Genomic DNA, 19,294 nt, shown 5'->3' with positions numbered 1-19,294 from the left:
TGTCACAATAACCAGTTATAATTGAAAAACTGCTTCACTAACGCTTTTGAAGTCGGTAAGCTCGGCAAAAACAATAATAATATGCCACGAGTAGACTTTGATTAGAGATTCCTTCCATTCCCGCATCGGTTTTGTATTAGCAGCAGCAGGCTCAGCAATTGGTTTAGGCAATATTTGGGGTTTTCCTACAAATGCAGCCAATAATGGCGGTGGCGCATTCTTGTTCGTTTATTTAATCGTGACATTATTACTTGCCTTACCGGCGCTTTATGCTGAAATTTATATTGGTAATCAAGCTCAGAAAAATCCGGTGAGCGCATTGGGTGAAGCCTGTAGCGAACGCATGCCTACAATTGGTCGTACCGTAGGTAAAATTGGCCTATGTGGCGCCATTATGATGCTAAGTTTTTACACTATAGTTGCTGGTTGGATGTTGTCTCATGCCTTATCAGCACTTACCGGCTTATTGGGCATAACCGAGCTTTCTCACTGGCTGTCTGCTGATAGCACTTTACGTAACATTATTTTCACACCAATTTTTATATTGCTCGGTGCTGCCATTATTCACCAAGGCGTGCATGCAGGCATTGAAAAATGGTCGGCACGTTTAATGCCTATTTTACTACTCATGCTATTTGGCTTAATTGCGTATATTTTGCAGCAAGAAGGCGCGATGGCAGGTCTTAAACAGTATTTGATCCCAGACTTTAGTCAAGTAACCAACCCTACCTTGGTGATTTCGGCGATGGGGCAAGCATTTTTCTCATTATCGATTGGTGTTGGCGGCATGATGGTTTATGGATCTTACATGCAAAAAGATAAAGATTTAGGCAAGTTGGTTTTATCCATTGGTGTGCTAGATACCTTTATTGCATTCCTTGCTGGCTTATTGATTATTCCTGCACTATTTGTTGCTCAGCACGCAGGCCAACAAGTATTCGCTGACGAGCAATTAATCGGCGAAGGAAAATTAATTTTTCAAATTCTACCAACGCTTTTTGAATCTATGGGCACGGTAGGTTTGATTGTTGCCACCGGCTTTTTCTCATTACTGTCGATAGCTGCGCTAACCTCGACTATTTCGTCGACCGAAGTGCCTGTATCTTATTTAGTCGAGGAAAAGTCGATGTCACGTCGTAAAGCAACCTGGTTAGTTTCTGGTGTTGTACTTGCGGCAAGTATGACACTAATTGCGTTTTTTGATGTGTTATTTGGTTTAGTTATCCAAGTATTAACCACCATCATGCAACCATTAAGCTGTTTGTTCTACTTTATTGTTGTTGGTTGGTTGTGGAATCGTGGTAATAAATTAAAAGACAAGGCCAAAATAGCTCAAAATAAATGGTTAGAGATTTGGGGGAAATATTTAGCCTATGTTTGCCCAATGCTATTAACTATTGTTTTTATTAACGTCGCTTTCTAATGGCGTGGCTATTGGTGGTTTTACTTGATTCAATCTACGTAACCCTTCATCGAGCGCCTCAATAACTTTATCTAAGCTTGGGGCGTCTTTATTAAAAGCGACGTAAATATCACTGATATGGTTTATCGCACCTTTGCTAATGGCATTCGGTGGGAGTGACATTGAATGTAAAGTAAACTTCGCCACTTCATCGAACATAATCGCCAAATCTATTCGGTGTTTTTGTAAAAGCTTAACGATTTGTGATTGCTCTGACACTCTGATCTCTTTGAATCGATGACGATGTGCTTCATATTCCTCGCCATACTCATAACCTAAAATTAAACCAATTCTGGTACCGTTTGGAATATCAGCAATATTGCGATATTTTACACTTGAATGTTCCGGATAAAAATGTGATGCCTGTGCCTGTAATAACGGCTGTTGACCAAATCGGTACTTTACTTCGGTGTCATGTTGACGTGTAACATTAAAACAGCCATCAACTTTACCTGTTTCTGCCATTTTTAAAGCTCTGGCATAAGGTACAACAACAAAGGATACACTAATACCACTACCACTTAATGCTGCCAAAATACGCTGTTTAGAAATGCCATTACCCTGTTTATCGGCATAAGGCGGCCAGCTGTCTTCTACGGCCAAAGACAGTTGAGTGGTAGCATTGCCAAATCGGTGCCAATAAAAAAAGTAAGATAGGGAGTAAGTATAAATACATAACTACTAGTTTAGCTCACATTTAACAAGTTAAATGTATCCGTAAAGCCCTAATTATATTGATAAAGCAGAATCGAATTTTTGACCGACATCAAGATAGAGACATACATCCTAAATTCATTAAGCTAAACTACTGTGCAAGGTAAGTTGTTATTATGTCAGTTAAATGAAGTTTTTAAGCCAATTAATTTATTTAGGGTTAGATAATCAGCCCTTTTCAAAAGCCAATAAAGCTAAATTAATCAATATTATCGCACTAATTACTACGATAATTTCTGGCTTATATACGCTTACCTACCTGCTGATTTTAAACCACTATACCGTTGCCCTAATCAATGCGGTGTTTACACTAGCTTATACGATTACTTTGCTATTTAGCCGTTATCAGGCATTTCGTGGCGGTAAAATATGGTTTTTTAGTGTGTTAATGGTACATCTATTGGTATGTACTAATTTATACGTTACTAAAGAATCAGGGTTTCATCTTTACTACTTTCTTGTGCCAACAGGTGCATTTTTATTGTTTGAATTAACTGAAAAAGTTGAAAAAGTGAGTCTGAGTCTACTCGCCGTAATGCTATATCTTTATTGTGAAAATACCGTCAACCCAGCTCCGCTAATCGTGTTAACTGACAGTATGAACCAGTTAATCTATCAGTCAGTTATTTTAATTAATATGCTAGAAGTCATATTAGTTTTGACCTTATTTGCTAATGAAATAGAAGCTAATGAATTAAAACTCACCAAACAAGCGAAAACCGATGCCTTAACCGGAATCGCTAATCGTCATGCATTTTTTGAACAAGGGGAATCAGCTTTTAATTTAGCAAAAACCAACCAACGGCCATTTAGCTTAATACTGTTGGATTTTGACTATTTTAAACGGATCAATGATCTTTATGGTCACTTTATTGGCGACTTATGCTTAACAGAAATTACCAAACTAATAAGGAGCCATTGTCGTGAGCAAGATATTTTTGCCCGCATTGGCGGTGAAGAATTTGCTATTGCTCTGCCTGATACAACAATATCTGAAGCAAATAACCTTGCCGAACAAATGCGTATTACCATTGAGCAACACACCATTCCTGTTATTGGTAAACAACCGCTCAATTGTACAGTAAGTATCGGTATCGCTAGTAAACAAGATGAAAGCGATGAAATGAAAGCCATACTAGTTCATGCCGATAAAGCGCTGTATCAAGCAAAATCACTTGGTAGAAATAGAGTGCAACGTTATCAGATCAGTGCTTAATCAGCGCTTCAGATAATGTACCAATATCTCAATATGAGATTTCAGCACATGCGATGCAGAGCGCTTTAATTTAACGCTTTATCTAACTTTGCACCCACTTTGTCTTCCTGCAGCTCAACTTGCTCTATTTTCTCAAAGCGTCGGCTAATTTTATCAGCCGAGGTATTAATCTGTTTGACATCATTTGCCGCCTGATCAATATGGCGAGCTAAGTTACTAAAGCGCCCTTTAAAGCGATCAAAGTCTACCGATAAACAGGCTAAATGCTCTTGTATTAAGTGGACCTGTTGCTTAGTAGCTTCATCTTTTATCACCGCACGTGCGGTAGTTAAAATTGCCATTAAAGTGGTTGGTGACGCCAGCCATACTCGTTGTTTATTGGCATATTCCACCAAGTCAGCATGATGGGCATGAATTTCGGCAAAGACCGCTTCTGCAGGAATAAACATTACGGCACCATCGGCAGTTTCATTCTCAATCAAATATTTACCAGCAATATCATTAATATGCTTTTTAATGTCTTGTTTAAACTGTTTTTCCGCGGCTTTTCGAACAACTACCTCTGCAGCAGGATTCGACATGGTTTTGTAGCTTTCAAGTGGAAATTTAGCATCAACAACCACATTGCCAGTTGGTTTTGGCAGAAACAACACACAGTCTGCGACTTTGCCATTTGATAACGGGTGTTGTAAGGCAAACTGGTTTTCTGGCAGCACATTACGTACCAGTGAATTTAACTGCACTTCACCAAAAGCACCGCGCGAGCGCTTATCTGCTAGCACCTCTTGTAAACTAACGACATTGGTTGAAAGTTCGGTAATTTTCTTCTGAGCATCATCAATTAACGCTAAACGTTTTAAAATATCATTAAAAGTTTGAGTGGTTTTTTCAAAGCCATCAGCCAGTCGTTTATCCACCTGACCACTGATCTCCATTAAGCGCTTATCGGTTGATTGGGTTAACTTTTCTATACTAGCGGCTTGTTCGTCACGACTGACTTTTGCCATTAAGGTTAATTGTTCAGCGGTTTGTTGGTGGTTGCTATTGAGCAACTGATTAAGCGACTGAAATTTTTCAAACAATAAACGTTGCGATTTAGCATCACTCGTTTGTTGTTGTTGCAGCAGTTCAAGTCTAAATTCACTGAACAGTTGCTTAACTTGATGCTGTTGCGTTAGCTGGTTTTGCTGCACTAAACCAGCTATTTGATTGAGAGTTAGCTCAACACGTGCAAGCGTTGCTTGTTGATCATCTTGGCGAGTCAGCGTTTTATTTTGCCTCGCCATATAGGCTAAAACGGCAAATAAATTGATCACAACCAACAATAATACGCCGATAGTTAACAACGCCTCTAACGATAAATTGTTTGGAATATTAATCACATCGACACCTACACCTAAAACACCACTGTAAAAATTACCAGTTATTTGTAACACGAATATCGTTAGATGAAAATATCGCACATAAAAAAAGGTGCCTACTGGCACCTTTTTAATCAATACGTTAACAAAAACTAAGCTATTGGCTGGTTGCCAATGCGCTTTAAGCTTTTAATTTAGTATCTAGCTCTTCAATTTTCGCCTGCCAAATTGCCGGACCTGTTACGTGAGCAGACTCACCGTTACTATCAACAGCAACCGTAACTGGCATATCTTCAACATCAAACTCGTAAATTGCTTCCATACCTAAATCTTCAAACGCCACCACTTTCGCATGTTTAATCGCTTTTGATACAAGATATGCTGCGCCACCTACGGCCATTAGGTAAACAGACTTGTGCTGCTTAATGCTTTCAACTGTTGCCGGACCACGCTCTGCTTTACCAATTGAACCTAACAAACCTGTTTGCGATAACATCAGATCAGTAAATTTGTCCATACGCGTTGCCGTTGTTGGGCCTGCAGGGCCAACAGCTTCATCACCAATAGCATCAACAGGGCCAACGTAGTAAATAAACTTATCAGTAAAGTCTACTGGTAAGGTTTCACCATTAGCCATCATTTCCTGAATACGCTTATGAGCAGCATCACGACCGGTTAAAATTTTGCCGCTTAATAAAACAGTCTCGCCTGTTTTCCACTCGGCAACGTCGGCTTTTTTCAAGTCATTAACGTTAACGCGACGAACGTTTTCACCTACTTCCCAAGTAATTTCCGGCCAATCTTCTAATTTAGGTGGCTGTAAATTGGCTGGGCCTGAACCATCTAAATGGAAATGAACATGACGTGTTGCTGCACAGTTCGGGATCATCACTACAGGTTTTGAAGCCGCATGGGTTGGAGCGGTATTAATTTTCACATCAACGACAGTGGTTAAACCGCCAAGGCCTTGTGCGCCGATACCTAGCTTGTTGACACGCTCGTATATTTCTAAACGTAATTCTTCTTCAGCATTTTGTGGGCCACGCTCTATCAACTCTTGAATATCGACAGGATCCATTAAGCTTTCTTTTGCAAGCACCCCCGCTTTTTCAGCAGTGCCACCAATGCCTATACCTAACATGCCCGGTGGACACCAGCCCGCCCCCATTTTAGGTAGCGTTTCAACAACCCAGTCTGCTACAGAATCAGATGGATTTAACATCACCATTTTAGTTTTGTTTTCACTACCGCCACCTTTGGCAGCAATCATTACTTCAACTTCACCACCGGCGACTAAGTCAAGGTGAACCACTGAAGGAGTATTATCTTTCGTGTTTTTACGGGTGCCAGCAGGGTCGGCAACAATTGATGCACGTAGTGGGTTATCTGGGTTTAAATACGCGCGGCGTGTACCTTCATCCACCATTTGCTGAACAGTCATGCTGGTATCATCCCACTTAACGTCCATACCAACTTTCACGAAGCAAGTCACAATCCCCGTATCTTGACAGATAGGACGTTTGCCAGTTGCTGACATACGAGAATTAATTAGGATTTGTGCAATTGCATCTTTAGCCGCCTGACTTTCTTCTTTGTGATAGGCTTTTTCTAATGCCTGAACAAAATCAAGTGGATGGTAGTACGAAATGTATTGCAATGCATCGGCAATACTATCGATAAAATCTTGTTGTTTGATGATAGCCATATAACTTCTCTTTAACCCCCGAGAGCACTTATTAAATAACCACCAATACTTAAAATTTATTTGAGTATTGAAAGTTAAAAATTTGCCGATATGATACCCTGCTTAAATCCATGCTGCTAGTCCAATATAATGATTAGCACATTCCAAAAAACTAAATATCCCCTAATCAATATAATTGTTAAGTAGGTGTCATTTGCCAACATCACCGGTTAAAAACCAACTGATTGCCAAACCCATTAGTTTTGGTGATAACACGCTTCATAGCGATATTTTTTCTCAATTTGCCGATATTCCATGGAGCTTTTGGCTTGACTCAAATGAAAGCAGCCATGTTGACAGCCGTTATGACATTATGGTGTGGCAACCTGCAATTACGATTGAAACAACCGAGCACCACTCACTGGTGACGGCGATTAAACCAGAATTTGAACATCTCACCGGAAAATTTAACTCAGATCCTTTAGCGCTGCTTAAATCAATTGAACAACAAGTATTTGGCGCTTTTGCCTTACCCGATTGTGAACTGCCTTTTAAAAGCGGCGCTATCGGCTACTTTAGCTATGATTTAGGTCGTTGTTTTGAAAAACTACCAGCGCAAGCGCAAGATGATATTTCCTTGCCGTTAATGGCGGTAGGTATTTACCTTCAGGCGCTAATTTTTGATCGCAAAACCAAAAGCTACACGTTAATTGCGCCAGAATTAGAATGGCAAGACAGTGCTGAACTTTTGTGTTCAAACGTTAAATCACCACAAGAAAAATTTTGTCTGACTTCAAGTTGGCAGTCAAATATGACTAAATCGCAATATCAGCAAAAGTTTAACCAAGTGCAGCACTATCTACTGGAAGGTGACTGCTACCAAATTAACTTGGCTCAACGTTTTCAAGCAACCTATCAAGGAGATGAGTTTAGTGCTTATTTAACCTTAAGGGCAGCTAATCAAGCGCCGTTTTCAGCATTTATGCGTTTTGCCCAATTCGCTATTGTAAGTATTTCACCAGAGCGCTTTTTACAAGTGGTTAATGGTAATGTTCAAACAAAGCCGATCAAAGGTACTAAGCCTCGACATGACGATGCGCTTATTGACATTGAAAATGCCACCGCCCTCAAAAATTCAACTAAAGACCGAGCAGAAAATTTAATGATTGTTGATCTGCTTCGCAATGACCTAAGCAAGGTTTGTAAAGCAGGAACAGTGAAAGTGCCAAAGCTATTTGATATTGAAAGCTTCCCTGCCGTGCATCATTTAGTCAGCACAGTAGAAGGTCAATTAAAAACGGAATTTGATGGTACTGACTTACTTAGAGCGTCGTTTCCTGGTGGCTCTATTACTGGCGCTCCTAAAATAAGAGCCATGGATATTATTGAAGAGCTTGAGCCACATCGCCGTAACTTATATTGTGGATCAATTGGTTATCTATCAGCGTGTGGCAATATGGACACCAGTATCACTATTCGCACGCTTATTTGCCAAAATCAACAAATGTATTGTTGGGCTGGCGGCGGATTAGTGGCCGATTCAAAAGTTGATAGCGAATATCAGGAAACTTTTGATAAAGTAAATAAGATTCTGCCAATTTTAGCCAATAAGTAACCAATGGACAAAAGTGCTTTTCTGCAAAAGTTTAACCTTAATCAATTAGCCGGCTCACTGCACAGCTTTCGCTATCACGATAAGCTTAAAGAGGCAGCAGTGCTGGTACCACTCATTGAACAACAAGGTGAGCTTGCAGTAATTTTCACCCGAAGAGCGTCTCACTTAAAACATCATGGTGGTCAAATTAGTTTTCCAGGCGGAAAAGTTGAACCAAATGATAAGTCACTGATCGACACGGCCTTACGTGAATCAAATGAAGAAATTGGCTTACTAGGCCAAGACATTGACATTATCGGTCAGTTAAAGCCATATCAAACGATTACCGGATTTAATATAACGCCTATTATTGGTTTACTGAATACTGAGCCGCATTTTGCCATCGATCAAAATGAAGTAGCCGAAGTGTTTACCGTACCGCTACAGCATTTTATTCAAGGTAACAGCCATACTCATGTTGCCATGTATCACAAAGGAAAAAAGCACAAGGTTCACTTTTTTCCGTACCAAAAATACAATATTTGGGGAGCCACCGCGGCAATGTTGGCAGATTTAGTCGCCCACCTTCGTTAACCTAAAAAGTTACCTTAAAGTACAAGCTAAAATATTCACCTATAATTGAATTAATCTGATTTTTTAATTTATCAACTTAGGTTAGAATCACCGAATATAATTTTACATATAAACAATTATTCAATTATTTATTCAGGTTTATCACATGATAAGTGTATTTGATATGTTTTCTATTGGTATTGGTCCGTCCAGTTCTCATACGGTTGGCCCAATGCGTGCGGCAAAACTCTTTGTTGAACATCTAACCGAACAAGGATTATTTGACGACACCACTCGAGTGAGCTGTGAACTGTTCGGCTCACTCGGGCAAACTGGTATTGGTCACGGCACAGGTAAAGCGGTTATTTTAGGCTTTACTGGCGAGTCGCCAGAAGAAATTGCCGTTGATTCGATTGAATCAATTTTGCAGGCAACCGTTGAATCGCAGCAAATTAATTTAGCTGGTAAAAAGCTGGTCGCGTTTCCCAAAGCAAACGCTATCATCTACCATCGCCGTAAAACTCTGCCTGCGCATGCCAATGCCATGACCCTTTATGCCTATCAGCATGATACGATGATTTTTCAAGAAACTTACTACAGTATTGGCGGCGGCTTTATTGTTCAAGATTGTGATTTTGAGAAAGAAAAAGACAAAGCCTTATCCTTACATAGCAATATTAAACGTCCACATGTCTTTTCAAGCGCTGATGAACTGATCCAAGAAGCCTATGATAAAGGGCTAAGCATCAGCACTATCATGATGGATAACGAAAAATGCTTGGCTGACGAACAATCTATTCGTCAAGGCCTAGTAAATATTTGGCAAGCAATGAAAGCCAGTGTTGAGCGAGGGATGCGCACTGAAGGAATTTTGCCGGGTGGTTTAAAAGTAAATCGCCGTGCACCTGCCCTTCACCGTTCATTGTCAGTAGAAAGTAACAATGACCCGCTAAGCGCTATGGACTGGGTAAATTTATTCGCATTAGCGGTTAATGAAGAAAATGCTGCAGGTAGCCGTGTTGTTACCGCACCTACCAATGGCGCTGCCGGCATTTTACCGGCAGTGCTTTGCTACTATGATAAATTTATCAAACCGGTTACTGATGATGACTGTATTCGCTATTTATTAACAGCAGCGGCAATTGGTATTTTATATAAAACCAATGCAACAATTTCAGGTGCTGAAGGTGGTTGTCAGGCCGAAGTTGGTGTTGCTTGTTCTATGGCGGCCGGCGCGTTAACAGAAATTATGGGCGGCTCGCCTAAGCAAGTTGAAAATGCCGCAGAAATAGGTATGGAGCACAACTTAGGATTAACTTGTGATCCGGTTGGAGGCTTAGTGCAAGTGCCATGTATTGAGCGAAATGCCATGGGCGCTGTAAAAGCGATTAACGCCTCACGCCTTGCACTTAGAGGCACTGGCACCCAAAAAGTATCACTAGATAAAGTGATTAAAACCATGTGGGATACCGGTAACGACATGAAAACTAAATATAAAGAAACATCGCGTGGTGGCTTAGCGGTTAATATTATCGAATGTTAATGTGAACTATCGAGCATACTTTTATTTCTTTATAAATAGAAAAGGCGCTATATGAAATAGCGCCTTTTTTATTACCTTTACTATTCGTTAGCTTTACTTTTCTCAGCTAGCAACTATTTCGTCGGCAACTCAATATCCGCCAGTAGCTCTTCAATTTCTTCGTTGTTTTTAAGTAACATCGCCCTAGTCACTAAATCTCGATTTAAGTGCGGGGCAAAGCGCTCAATAAAATCAAACATATAACCACGCAAGAACGTACCGCGTCTAAAGCCTATTTTTGTTGTGCTGGCTTTAAATAAGTGACTAGCATCTAATACCACCAAATCACTATCAGCCTGCGGATCCATCGCCATAGTTGCTATCACACCAATACCAACGCCTAAACGGACATAAGTTTTTATTACATCAGCGTCGGTTGCAGTAAATACCACTTTAGGTTCACAGCCTGCAGCATTAAATGCTTTGTCCAATTCCGAACGGCCAGTAAAACCAAAAACGTAAGTCACCAATGAATATTTAGCGATATCAGCAATCGTTAAACCTTTTTTATTGGCTAGAGGGTGATCTTTGCGCACAATAATACTGCGATTCCAGTGATAGCACGGCAGCATGATTAAATCGTTGTATAAATGCAAAGATTCAGTTGCAATGGCAAAATCAGCCTCTCCTTTAGCTGATGCTTCACTAATTTGTGACGGTGTACCTTGGTACATATGCAACGACACTTTAGGGTATTTTTTAATAAAGCCTTGTATGACATCAGGCAAGGCATAACGTGCTTGTGTATGCGTAGTTGCTATGCGTAACTTACCCTCATCCGGTTGTGTATGTTCGCGCGCAACCGCTTTAATTGCTTCAACTTTACTTAAAATTTGCGTGGCAATGTTAATTACTTCATGGCCAGCCGAGGTAACATGAGTTAAATGTTTACCACTGCGACCAAAAATTTGGATGCCTAGTTCGTCTTCAAGCATTCTTACTTGCTTGCTAATCCCTGGTTGAGAAGTGTATAAACTTTCTGCGGTAGCAGAAACATTGAGGTTATTATTTAATACCTCGACAATATAGCGTAATTGTTGAAGCTTCATTTTTATTCCATTTTTAACATGACACGAGCGTTCTTATTCCAAAAATATATACTTTTTAATCATAATATTCCATATCATTTTTAAAATATGGAAAGTTATAACCAAAAGCTTAGCAAATAACCTTAAAAATGCGCTTTAAAATTAAGCAAAAACACATTAAAAATATTCTAACGCTAAATGTTTTCTAAAATTCAGATATTTAGCGCTAGGATAACCAGATGAATTTTTGTAGACTGCTATAGCAGTAAAGGTAAATTATTAATAGAGAACCACTATGATAGCAATAATTGTCGGTTTAATTATCGCGCTCATTATTTTTGTCGTTATCGTCAACGCAATACAGCAGCACAAAGAAAAAGTAGAAGCAGAAAAACGTGCGTTGGTTGCGAAACAAAAGGCAATTATCGACGAAACTGAAGAGTTAATTTTAAATTTAGCAATGCTCCCAGAAAACCCTGTAATTATCGAGGTATTAAATCGTCGTTGTTTAAATGCAGCCCGAGAAATGGCGAAAATTATGCCAGGTATCGCTGGATTAAAAAGCCGCATTCAAGAATTGGAGTCGCGCTTAAAGGCATCTGCTGAACTTGCACAAACGACGCCGCCAGAGCAAAACTTTATTTTGCCAGATAATGAACAGCAATTAGTTCAAATTTTACAGTGCATTAAAAAGTTGCGTGCCATGTTAAAGTCAGAGCAAGCTAAGGGTGCATTAGATGCGCAAGCATTTATGCAATTAGACCTGCGTTTAGATAGCATGCAAGTAAAAATCAATATTGAAAGCTTGTTAAAGCGTGGGCAAATGGCTCATTCTAAAGACATGCTTGGCTCAGCACGTCAGTATTATGAAAAAGCCTTGTCAACCATTGACAATACTACGAATCAAAATGAGTACACCCAAACTCGTAAAGCTGAAATTTCAGAGTTATTAGAGCAAATTAGTAGTGAACTTAAAAATACTAATGCTCGAGATGCTGCTAAAAAAGCGAAAAACGAAGAAGACGATTTGGACATGCTATTTCAGCCCAAAAAGAAATGGTAAGCAAACACGGCAAAACGCTGCTGTGAACAAAACCGAAACAACCAGCTTAAAGCTGGTTGTTTCGGTTTTAAGCAAGGTAAATTTTTCTTATACTTAAGCTTTATTGCCATTTTTAGCTAGCAGATACTGATTTGATTAAAGCGACAGCAAATAGGATCATTTTACCTTCTTTCCTTCGACGGACGATGAAAGCCTATGCTTTAAAAGCCCAAATACGAGGTTTAGGTTGTGAACTAAGTAGAGTCGGTCGTTCCCGCAATTGGCAATTGATTGCTTCAAAAACTCAGGTTATTACCATTATCGGCCTTATTGAACAGGCAGATGAACAAAGCTGGCTTTGGCTTGCTAAACATTTGCGTAATCAACAAGAAGCAATCACACAAGATGAGTTAATGAGTTTTGCCAAACAGCAACCAGGCATTACCGTGAATCAATTGATGGCAAAAACTGACTGTACTGTAGCGCAAGCAAGACGAGTAATTGATGAGCTTGAATTTGATGACGAAGAATTTTCATAGAGTGCAATCAATAACCCGCATTGCACTCTATCGCTATCATAATTTAGATTAATTTTCTGTTACGATAAATTAAAGCAACAATCGCCACCATAAATAGCGATAACACAGGGGGCTGTGGAACTGCGACTGAAACTGCGCTAAATGTTGCCTCCCCATCAAATGTGGTAAAAGATAAATCAGGTATAGGATGAGAGCAATGGTTAGAACCACCGCCAGTGACTCGCTCACAATCTAGAACAGCACTATCAACACTCAAATTAAGAGAATGCATCGTCACTGTCTGATAAACTGGCACAGAACCTATAGGTTGACCATTATCATCAAAAATTAACTGAGTTCCTACCTGGATTTGGTTGAGCAGCTCACCACTAAGACTGATAGCTAACAACTCCCCAAATGCACCGATATTCCAACTATTTTCCGCAGCATTTAAATGAGATTTATTGAAAATTGAAGGTATATCCCATACGTAATCTGGGGCATTTGGATCTGGGCGTGGCGTAATACTAGTTGCCAATAACGACAACGAAAAATCAATGATACTTTCATTACAGTTTTCAATTAGCGGATTACAAGATTGGTTGGCGAGCTCAACAAAACCTGAACCGTTTAACGTATCACTGCTGACATTAATATTATAAATAAAGTTTGCATATGAGCTCTGACTAAACATGACCAGCAATAAGCTCGTAAAAATTCCGATAAATTTATATAACCGCATGACTAACTCCTTCTTTTTTATTTTATATCCTAAAACTATTTGCTTAGAGCAAGAATATAGTAAATAAGCTTTGATATTTTACTAACTGTGTATACACCAAAGCCGATACTTAGCGCATGCACTGTTTACGCCACCACATTTAACTTCATGATAATCAGCTAGTTAATTTAGACGAGCAATCACAACTGTAAAATATCTGGACAGTACAGAGTTAATACAAGCTTCCGTTATCTGATATTAGTGCTGTTTCAATGATACATTTAGAGTTTTTATCATTTTAAGATTCAAAAAAAGCGCCATTTAGGCGCTTTATTTATCTTCTTAACTTATTTCTTTTTGGCTTTGGCCTTAGCTTTCGCTACTGGCTTTTTGGGAAGCTCTTCCACCCATTTACCATCAACATACTTGGCAGTCCAACCTGTCGCCTTGCCATCGACTTCCGTCATTACGTACTGCTCTTTAGTTTTTCGGCTAAAGCGAACGATTGCGAGATTACCTTCAGCATCTTTTTCAGGGGCATCGGCTAAGTAATAAAACTTAGGTGAAATTCTATCCCTAAATTGCTTAAGTTCAGCCACTTTAGGTGCCCGCGTTTCTCTAGAGCGAGGAAACGTACTAGCAGCTAAGAAAATACCGGCAGCTCCGTCACGTAACACAAAGTGTGCATCAGACTTTTCACATGGTAATTCCGGCAACTGTACCGGATCCTCCTTCGGCGGCGCCGCTTCGCCATTCGCTAATAGCTTACGGGTATTTTTACACTCACTGTTGGTACAATCGAAATACTTACCAAAGCGCCCTGATTTAAGCTCCATATCTGCATGACAGCGATCACACTCTAAAACTGGACCATCATAGCCTTTAATCTTAAAATCGCCTTTTTCAAGCTCAAAACCATCACAAACTGGGTTATTACCACAAACATGCAACTTACGCTTTTCATCAATTAAATAGCTGTCCATTGCAGTAGAGCACTTCGGACAACGGTGCATCGCTCTAAGCGCTTCAGTTTCCTGATCTTCTGCTAATACACTTACCGCTTCTTCACCCGGCGTTAAATTCATGGTGGTGGTACAACGCTCTTTCGGCGGCAAAGCATAACCAGAGCAGCCTAAGAACACACCAGTTGAGGCCGTGCGAATACCCATTTTTCTGCCACACGTTGGACAGTCGATATCGGTTAACACTGGCTCATTATTGCGCATACCGCCCTCGTCTGCTGGCAGATCTGCTTTTTCGAGCTGCTCGGTAAAGTTTTTATAAAACTCGTTTAATACCGTTTTCCAGTCGATACTGCCTTCAGCAATATCATCTAGCTCTTGTTCCATATTGGCGGTAAAGTCATAGCTCATCAGGCTTTTAAAGCTTTCTGATAAGCTATCGGTGACAATTTCCCCCATTTTCTCAGCATAGAAACGCTTTTTCTCTAAGCGGACATAACCACGATCTTGGATAGTAGAAATTATCGATGCGTAAGTAGACGGACGACCTATTGAACGTTTTTCCAATTCTTTTACTAACGATGCCTCACCAAAACGCGCCGGTGGCTTGGTAAAGTGTTGAGACGGATTTAACTGCTCTAGCTTCACCGATTCACCAACCGCTAGGTCAGGTAAATGTGTGTCATCGCCTTTATTTAATTGTGGGTGAACACGCGTCCAACCATCAAAGCGCATAACACGCCCTTTAGCTTTTAATTCAAAATCGCCAGCAGCAATGGTTAACGTTGAAACATCATAGCGCGCTGCGGTCATTTGACAGGCAACAAATTGGCGCCAAATGAGTTCATAAAGTTTTTTCGCGTCAGCATCAACATCATTAAGTAATGCCGCTTCCAATTTAACATTTGATGGACGAATTGCCTCATGCGCTTCTTGCGCATTACCTTTACTACCATAAACCTTTGGCTTTTCTGGTAAGTAATTTTCACCAAACTCGCTACTAATATATTCTCGCGCCATGTTCACGGCATCGGCACTTAAATTAGTAGAGTCAGTACGCATATAGGTAATATGGCCGGCTTCGTATAAACGTTGCGCTAAGCCCATAGTACGCTTCACGCCATAACCTAAACGTGTACTTGCTGCTTGCTGAAGAGTCGAAGTAATAAATGGCGCTGAAGGTGAGCTTTTTGAAGGCTTATCTTCGCGCTTAGCTACGCTATAGGCCGCTTTTTCCAATAGCGCGACAGCACTTTCAGTATCGGCTTTATTGGTTGGCTTAAACGGCTTTCCTGCTTGATGGGTAACATCGAGCACTAACTTTTCGCCATCATTGGTTTGCGTATCGGCGCTTATTTCCCAAAATTCTTCAGGAATAAATGCCTTAATCTCACGCTCACGCTCAACAACCAGCTTTACCGCTACCGACTGAACGCGACCAGCCGATAAACCACGAGCTACTTTTTTCCACAATAATGGGCTAACCATAAAGCCGACGACACGGTCTAAAAATCGGCGAGCTTGTTGAGCATTTACCCCAGGAATACTTAATTCACCTGGTGAAGCAAACGCTTGTTGAATGGCGTTTTCAGTAATTTCATTAAATACCACGCGACGAAACTTTTCGTCTTCGCCACCAATAATCTCTTTTAAATGCCAAGCGATGGCCTCTCCCTCTCTATCCAAATCGGTTGCGAGATAGATGGTGTCAGCTTTTTCTGCCAGCTTGGTTAACTCATTAACAACTTTTTCTTTTCCCGGTAAGATGTGATAAGACGCTTTCCAGTCATGCTCAGGATCAATACCCATGCGATTAATTAACGCTTGCTTATCACGCTTGGCTTTATATTTTGCTTTCGCTTCAGGAGACATTTTTCGAACTTCAGCTGCAGGTTTTGCTGCAACTTTCTTTCCGGTACTACCCGTTGGTAGATCACGTACGTGACCAACACTGGATTTCACAATAAAGTCTTTGCCAAGGTATTTGTTAATCGTCTTCGCTTTCGCTGGTGATTCGACGATTACCAGAGATTTTGCCATATATATTAGGTTTCCTGCTTAAACAGCCTACATTATTATGCAATGGCCTATTGGAGACTAAGAAAAAAGCATTCATCGTCGAGGCAACATTACCCCTAACTATTACGACGGCTTAAATTATTTCTGTCTAAATATCACGTAAATAACTATTAATAGGTATATCCATAAATATGCAAGGTGACAAGTAAATATTTAATTGTGTTCACCTAAATACCCTAATTCGCTATAATATCCATCACTTTTTCGCGCATCATAATCGACTTTCGCGAAAATATTAAGGGGATAGCCATAATAAAATTAATTCTGCTAGTTTATTAACCAAATTCATTAGCAAAATCCTCTGCTCTATTTGCTTTAAAGCGTCTACCCAATACAACAGATAACACACAACAAGAGTGACACTATGACAGGTTTTAGCCCGAGTTATCTTAATAAAATAACTCAATGTTTATGCCCGCCTGGCAATGGCGTATTTACTGTAAATACTGCTAAAGAACGAAAAGAAACATTACATAAAGCGTTATATGGTTTTACCACAGATATTGATGATTTATGGCAACGCGCGTTAAGTCAATATCAAGGTCAGCACAAGGCAGTTATACTAGGCGTAGCCTCAGACTGTGGCGGAGGTATTTTACGTGGTGCCAACTGGGGACCGCTGTTTTTACGTTCAACCTTGCTAGAACAATATCCAGATCTAAGTTATTTTGATATGGGTGACGTTCGAGTTATTCCACATTTATTACATGATAAATACCTAAACGACCACACAATTAGCAATTGTCGTAAAGCGCTGTATGGCGATAGCAATGCTAAGTTGCCAATTAGTCCACTATCGATCACCGAAGATGTACTGCATGATTTTTACCGAGAAAATCCAGACAAAGGGATTTTTGCTATTGGTGGCGATCATTCAGTGAGCTACCCGTTAACCAAGGCCTATTTACAAGCCAAGAAAAAAGCCGGTAAACGCTGTGCTATCATTCATTTTGATGCCCACACCGATTTACTCGTCGAGCGCTTAGGTATCGATTTATGCTTTGGCTCTTGGTGTACTCATATTTTAGCTGATTTACATGAGCCACATCACCTAATTCAAGTGGGCATTCGCTCAAGTGGCAAGGAGAAATCCCATTGGGAAAACACCTTTGGCGTGAAACAGCATTGGGCTAAGGAAGTACGCGAATTAGGTATAGAACGTGTGATCAATAACATTAAAAATCAACTGGTTAATGAAAATATTGACGAGCTATATATTAGCTTTGATATTGATGCTCTTGACGCCGAATTTGCTTCCGCCACAGGTACGCCAGAAGCAGATGGTTTAACGCCAGAGGAAGCAATGAAAGTACTCACAACACTAGGCGAAATATACCCAATAACGGGCGCAGATATGATGGAGATTGCGCCATTTACCGACAGCTCAGGATTAGGCGCTATTAGCACTGAACGCACATTAAAAGTTGGTGCCGAAATTTCTGCTTATCTCATTCAGCAAATTAATAAAATGTAAGCTGCTACAGTATTACTTGAACATAAAAAAGTTGAACATAAAAAACTTGAGCATAAAAAAAGCTGGCATTGCCAGCTTTTTTGTTTATACAGCAATCAGTCATTATTGATTAAAGTACACCACGTTCCATCTGGTTTAATTCAATCGACTTAAATAGTGCAGTAAAGTTGCCTTCACCAAAGCCTTTATCATCAACACGCTGGATCATTTCGATAAAAATTGGTCCAAAAATATTCTTAGTGAAAATTTGCAGTAAGTATGAATTTTCTTTCTGGCTATCGACTAAAATTTGATGTTGACGAATTTTTTCGTGATCTTCTTTTACCCAAGGAATACGCTTAAATACGTCATCATAGTACTCAGGTACGATATTAAGCGTATCAATAATATCGCTATCTAAGCTATCTAATGAGCTGACTAAATCGTCAGTAATAAACGCTAAATGCTGAACACCTGGACCATTGTATTCATCTAAGTACTCATCAATTTGGTTATTGTTAGTACCCTTTCCTTCATTGATAGGGATAGAGAACTTACCGCACGGTGATTGAAGCGCATAAGACACTAATGCCGTTTTCTCGCCTTTAATATCGAAATAACGTACTTCAGTGAAGCCAAACACGTCTTTATAAAAGTTTGCCCAATGCTCCATTGTGCCTTGGTAGACATTGTTGGTGAGATGGTCAACCGCTTTAAAGCCTTTATCCGCAACTTCTACTGGCGCAGGGTGCGTTTCAAAGTCTTGATCATAAATTGTGCCTTTAGCGCCAAAACGATCGATAAAGTAAATTAGGCTGTCACCAATACCGTAAATGGCTGGGTATGGTAATTTATTGGCAGCGTTTTCTGCTGATTTTGCACCGCGCTTAATCGCTTGTTCAAAAGCAAATTCTGCATCTTCAACGCGCCAGCCCATAGAGCAAATTGCCGGGCCATGGCTTTTAGCAAATTCACGAGAAAAACCAGCCTGTTCGTTGTTCAATAAGAAATGAATATCATTTTGGTTAAAGTAATCGATATCACGGCCTTTAAACTTTTTGGTTTTAGAAAAACCAAAGCCATAAAACGCTTTTTCCATAAAGTCGCTATCAGGGGTAGCGTACTCGGTAAATTCAATGCCACAAAGCTTAAGTGGGTTTGCTACTTCAGTCATTATCATCTCTCTGAATATGGTTATAACGCCATTATCTGTGCAGATTTCAAATAGCGGAAGTAGCCAATGACTTTTCAATAAATCAGTGGTTGTAAATCTTCTTGTACGTACTTTGTGAGTTAAATATCATC

The 19,294-nt window shown here is 40.0% G+C and carries 15 protein-coding genes; 8 read left to right on the top strand and 7 right to left on the bottom strand.

Features of this window, described 5'->3' with window-relative positions; genetic code table 11:
* Positions 1-97 precede the first annotated feature (97 nt).
* Positions 98-1,423, top strand: a complete 1,326-nt coding sequence (locus ACOB82_RS01620) for a sodium-dependent transporter (RefSeq protein WP_448211163.1) — start codon at positions 98-100, stop codon at positions 1,421-1,423.
* Here the strand turns inward: ACOB82_RS01620 and ACOB82_RS01615 are convergent.
* Entirely contained in the window at positions 1,391-2,065 is a 675-nt protein-coding gene (locus tag ACOB82_RS01615; RefSeq protein ID WP_448211162.1) for a substrate-binding periplasmic protein, read from the bottom strand. The genes ACOB82_RS01620 and ACOB82_RS01615 overlap by 33 nt on opposite strands.
* Before the next feature lie 238 nt (positions 2,066-2,303).
* Between ACOB82_RS01615 and ACOB82_RS01610 the strand changes: the two genes are divergently transcribed.
* On the top strand, positions 2,304-3,392 hold the full coding sequence (locus tag ACOB82_RS01610) for a GGDEF domain-containing protein (RefSeq protein ID WP_448211161.1): 1,089 nt from the start codon (positions 2,304-2,306) through the stop codon (positions 3,390-3,392).
* 65 nt (positions 3,393-3,457) lie between these two features.
* Here the strand turns inward: ACOB82_RS01610 and ACOB82_RS01605 are convergent, their stop codons facing one another.
* Positions 3,458-4,828 carry a DNA recombination protein RmuC gene (locus tag ACOB82_RS01605; RefSeq protein WP_448211160.1) on the bottom strand — a complete coding sequence of 457 codons (1,371 nt, stop codon included), beginning with the start codon at positions 4,826-4,828 and terminating at the stop codon, positions 3,458-3,460.
* A 106-nt stretch (positions 4,829-4,934) separates the two neighbouring features.
* A complete protein-coding gene (locus ACOB82_RS01600) occupies positions 4,935-6,458 on the bottom strand; it encodes a fumarate hydratase (RefSeq protein WP_448211159.1) in 1,524 nt (507 codons plus the stop codon).
* Between the two features lie 220 nt (positions 6,459-6,678).
* On the opposite strand from ACOB82_RS01600, the gene pabB reads away from it, so the two are divergent.
* From pabB to ACOB82_RS01585, 3 genes are all read left to right on the top strand, one after another.
* Positions 6,679-8,052 (top strand): aminodeoxychorismate synthase component I, encoded by a 1,374-nt coding sequence (pabB, locus tag ACOB82_RS01595; protein WP_448211243.1) that lies wholly within the window; start codon positions 6,679-6,681, stop codon positions 8,050-8,052.
* A gap of 3 nt (positions 8,053-8,055) precedes the next feature.
* On the top strand, positions 8,056-8,625 hold the full coding sequence (locus ACOB82_RS01590) for a CoA pyrophosphatase (RefSeq protein WP_448211158.1): 570 nt from the start codon (positions 8,056-8,058) through the stop codon (positions 8,623-8,625).
* A 145-nt stretch (positions 8,626-8,770) separates the two neighbouring features.
* The gene (locus tag ACOB82_RS01585; protein WP_448211156.1) at positions 8,771-10,147 is read left to right on the top strand and encodes an L-serine ammonia-lyase; all 1,377 of its coding nucleotides are present in this window, start codon (positions 8,771-8,773) and stop codon (positions 10,145-10,147) included.
* A 113-nt stretch (positions 10,148-10,260) separates the two neighbouring features.
* On the opposite strand, the gene cysB is transcribed toward ACOB82_RS01585, so the two are convergent.
* Positions 10,261-11,235 (bottom strand): HTH-type transcriptional regulator CysB, encoded by a 975-nt coding sequence (cysB, locus tag ACOB82_RS01580; RefSeq protein WP_448211155.1) that lies wholly within the window; start codon positions 11,233-11,235, stop codon positions 10,261-10,263.
* 274 nt (positions 11,236-11,509) lie between these two features.
* Here cysB and ACOB82_RS01575 point away from each other — a divergent pair, with 274 nt between their 5' ends.
* Both ACOB82_RS01575 and ACOB82_RS01570 read left to right on the top strand, forming a co-directional pair.
* Positions 11,510-12,277 carry a hypothetical protein gene (locus tag ACOB82_RS01575; protein ID WP_448211154.1) on the top strand — a complete coding sequence of 256 codons (768 nt, stop codon included), beginning with the start codon at positions 11,510-11,512 and terminating at the stop codon, positions 12,275-12,277.
* A 185-nt stretch (positions 12,278-12,462) separates the two neighbouring features.
* Positions 12,463-12,795, top strand: coding sequence for a ribosome recycling factor family protein (locus ACOB82_RS01570; RefSeq protein ID WP_448211152.1), 333 nt, complete (start codon positions 12,463-12,465; stop codon positions 12,793-12,795).
* A gap of 43 nt (positions 12,796-12,838) precedes the next feature.
* Here ACOB82_RS01570 and ACOB82_RS01565 read toward each other — a convergent pair whose 3' ends face one another.
* Both ACOB82_RS01565 and topA read right to left on the bottom strand, forming a co-directional pair.
* The gene (locus ACOB82_RS01565) at positions 12,839-13,516 is read right to left on the bottom strand and encodes a hypothetical protein (protein WP_448211151.1); all 678 of its coding nucleotides are present in this window, start codon (positions 13,514-13,516) and stop codon (positions 12,839-12,841) included.
* A 326-nt stretch (positions 13,517-13,842) separates the two neighbouring features.
* Positions 13,843-16,497, bottom strand: coding sequence for a type I DNA topoisomerase (topA, locus tag ACOB82_RS01560; RefSeq protein ID WP_448211150.1), 2,655 nt, complete (start codon positions 16,495-16,497; stop codon positions 13,843-13,845).
* Positions 16,498-16,900: 403 nt separating this feature from the next.
* On the opposite strand from topA, the gene ACOB82_RS01555 reads away from it, so the two are divergent.
* Positions 16,901-18,010 (top strand): arginase family protein, encoded by a 1,110-nt coding sequence (locus ACOB82_RS01555; RefSeq protein WP_448211149.1) that lies wholly within the window; start codon positions 16,901-16,903, stop codon positions 18,008-18,010.
* Positions 18,011-18,119: 109 nt separating this feature from the next.
* Here the strand turns inward: ACOB82_RS01555 and hppD are convergent, their stop codons facing one another.
* Positions 18,120-19,163 carry a 4-hydroxyphenylpyruvate dioxygenase gene (gene hppD / locus ACOB82_RS01550; RefSeq protein ID WP_448211148.1) on the bottom strand — a complete coding sequence of 348 codons (1,044 nt, stop codon included), beginning with the start codon at positions 19,161-19,163 and terminating at the stop codon, positions 18,120-18,122.
* Between the last annotated feature and the right edge of the window lie 131 nt (positions 19,164-19,294).

The organism is Colwellia sp. MEBiC06753 (genome assembly GCF_053470325.1).
This window is presented reverse-complemented; position numbering and strand designations above follow the sequence as displayed.

Bases quoted from the DNA above. Each gene is read 5' to 3' on its own strand.
- ACOB82_RS01610 (WP_448211161.1), top strand. From the start codon at position 2,304: ATGAAGTTTTTAAGCCAATTAATTTATTTAGGGTTAGATAATCAGCCC.
- ACOB82_RS01600 (WP_448211159.1), bottom strand. From the start codon at position 6,458: ATGGCTATCATCAAACAACAAGATTTTATCGATAGTATTGCCGATGCA.
- ACOB82_RS01590 (WP_448211158.1), top strand. From the start codon at position 8,056: ATGGACAAAAGTGCTTTTCTGCAAAAGTTTAACCTTAATCAATTAGCC.
- ACOB82_RS01585 (WP_448211156.1), top strand. From the start codon at position 8,771: ATGATAAGTGTATTTGATATGTTTTCTATTGGTATTGGTCCGTCCAGT.
- cysB (WP_448211155.1), bottom strand. From the start codon at position 11,235: ATGAAGCTTCAACAATTACGCTATATTGTCGAGGTATTAAATAATAAC.
- ACOB82_RS01575 (WP_448211154.1), top strand. From the start codon at position 11,510: ATGATAGCAATAATTGTCGGTTTAATTATCGCGCTCATTATTTTTGTC.
- ACOB82_RS01570 (WP_448211152.1), top strand. From the start codon at position 12,463: ATGAAAGCCTATGCTTTAAAAGCCCAAATACGAGGTTTAGGTTGTGAA.
- ACOB82_RS01565 (WP_448211151.1), bottom strand. From the start codon at position 13,516: ATGCGGTTATATAAATTTATCGGAATTTTTACGAGCTTATTGCTGGTC.
- topA (WP_448211150.1), bottom strand. From the start codon at position 16,497: ATGGCAAAATCTCTGGTAATCGTCGAATCACCAGCGAAAGCGAAGACG.
- ACOB82_RS01555 (WP_448211149.1), top strand. From the start codon at position 16,901: ATGACAGGTTTTAGCCCGAGTTATCTTAATAAAATAACTCAATGTTTA.
- hppD (WP_448211148.1), bottom strand. From the start codon at position 19,163: ATGACTGAAGTAGCAAACCCACTTAAGCTTTGTGGCATTGAATTTACC.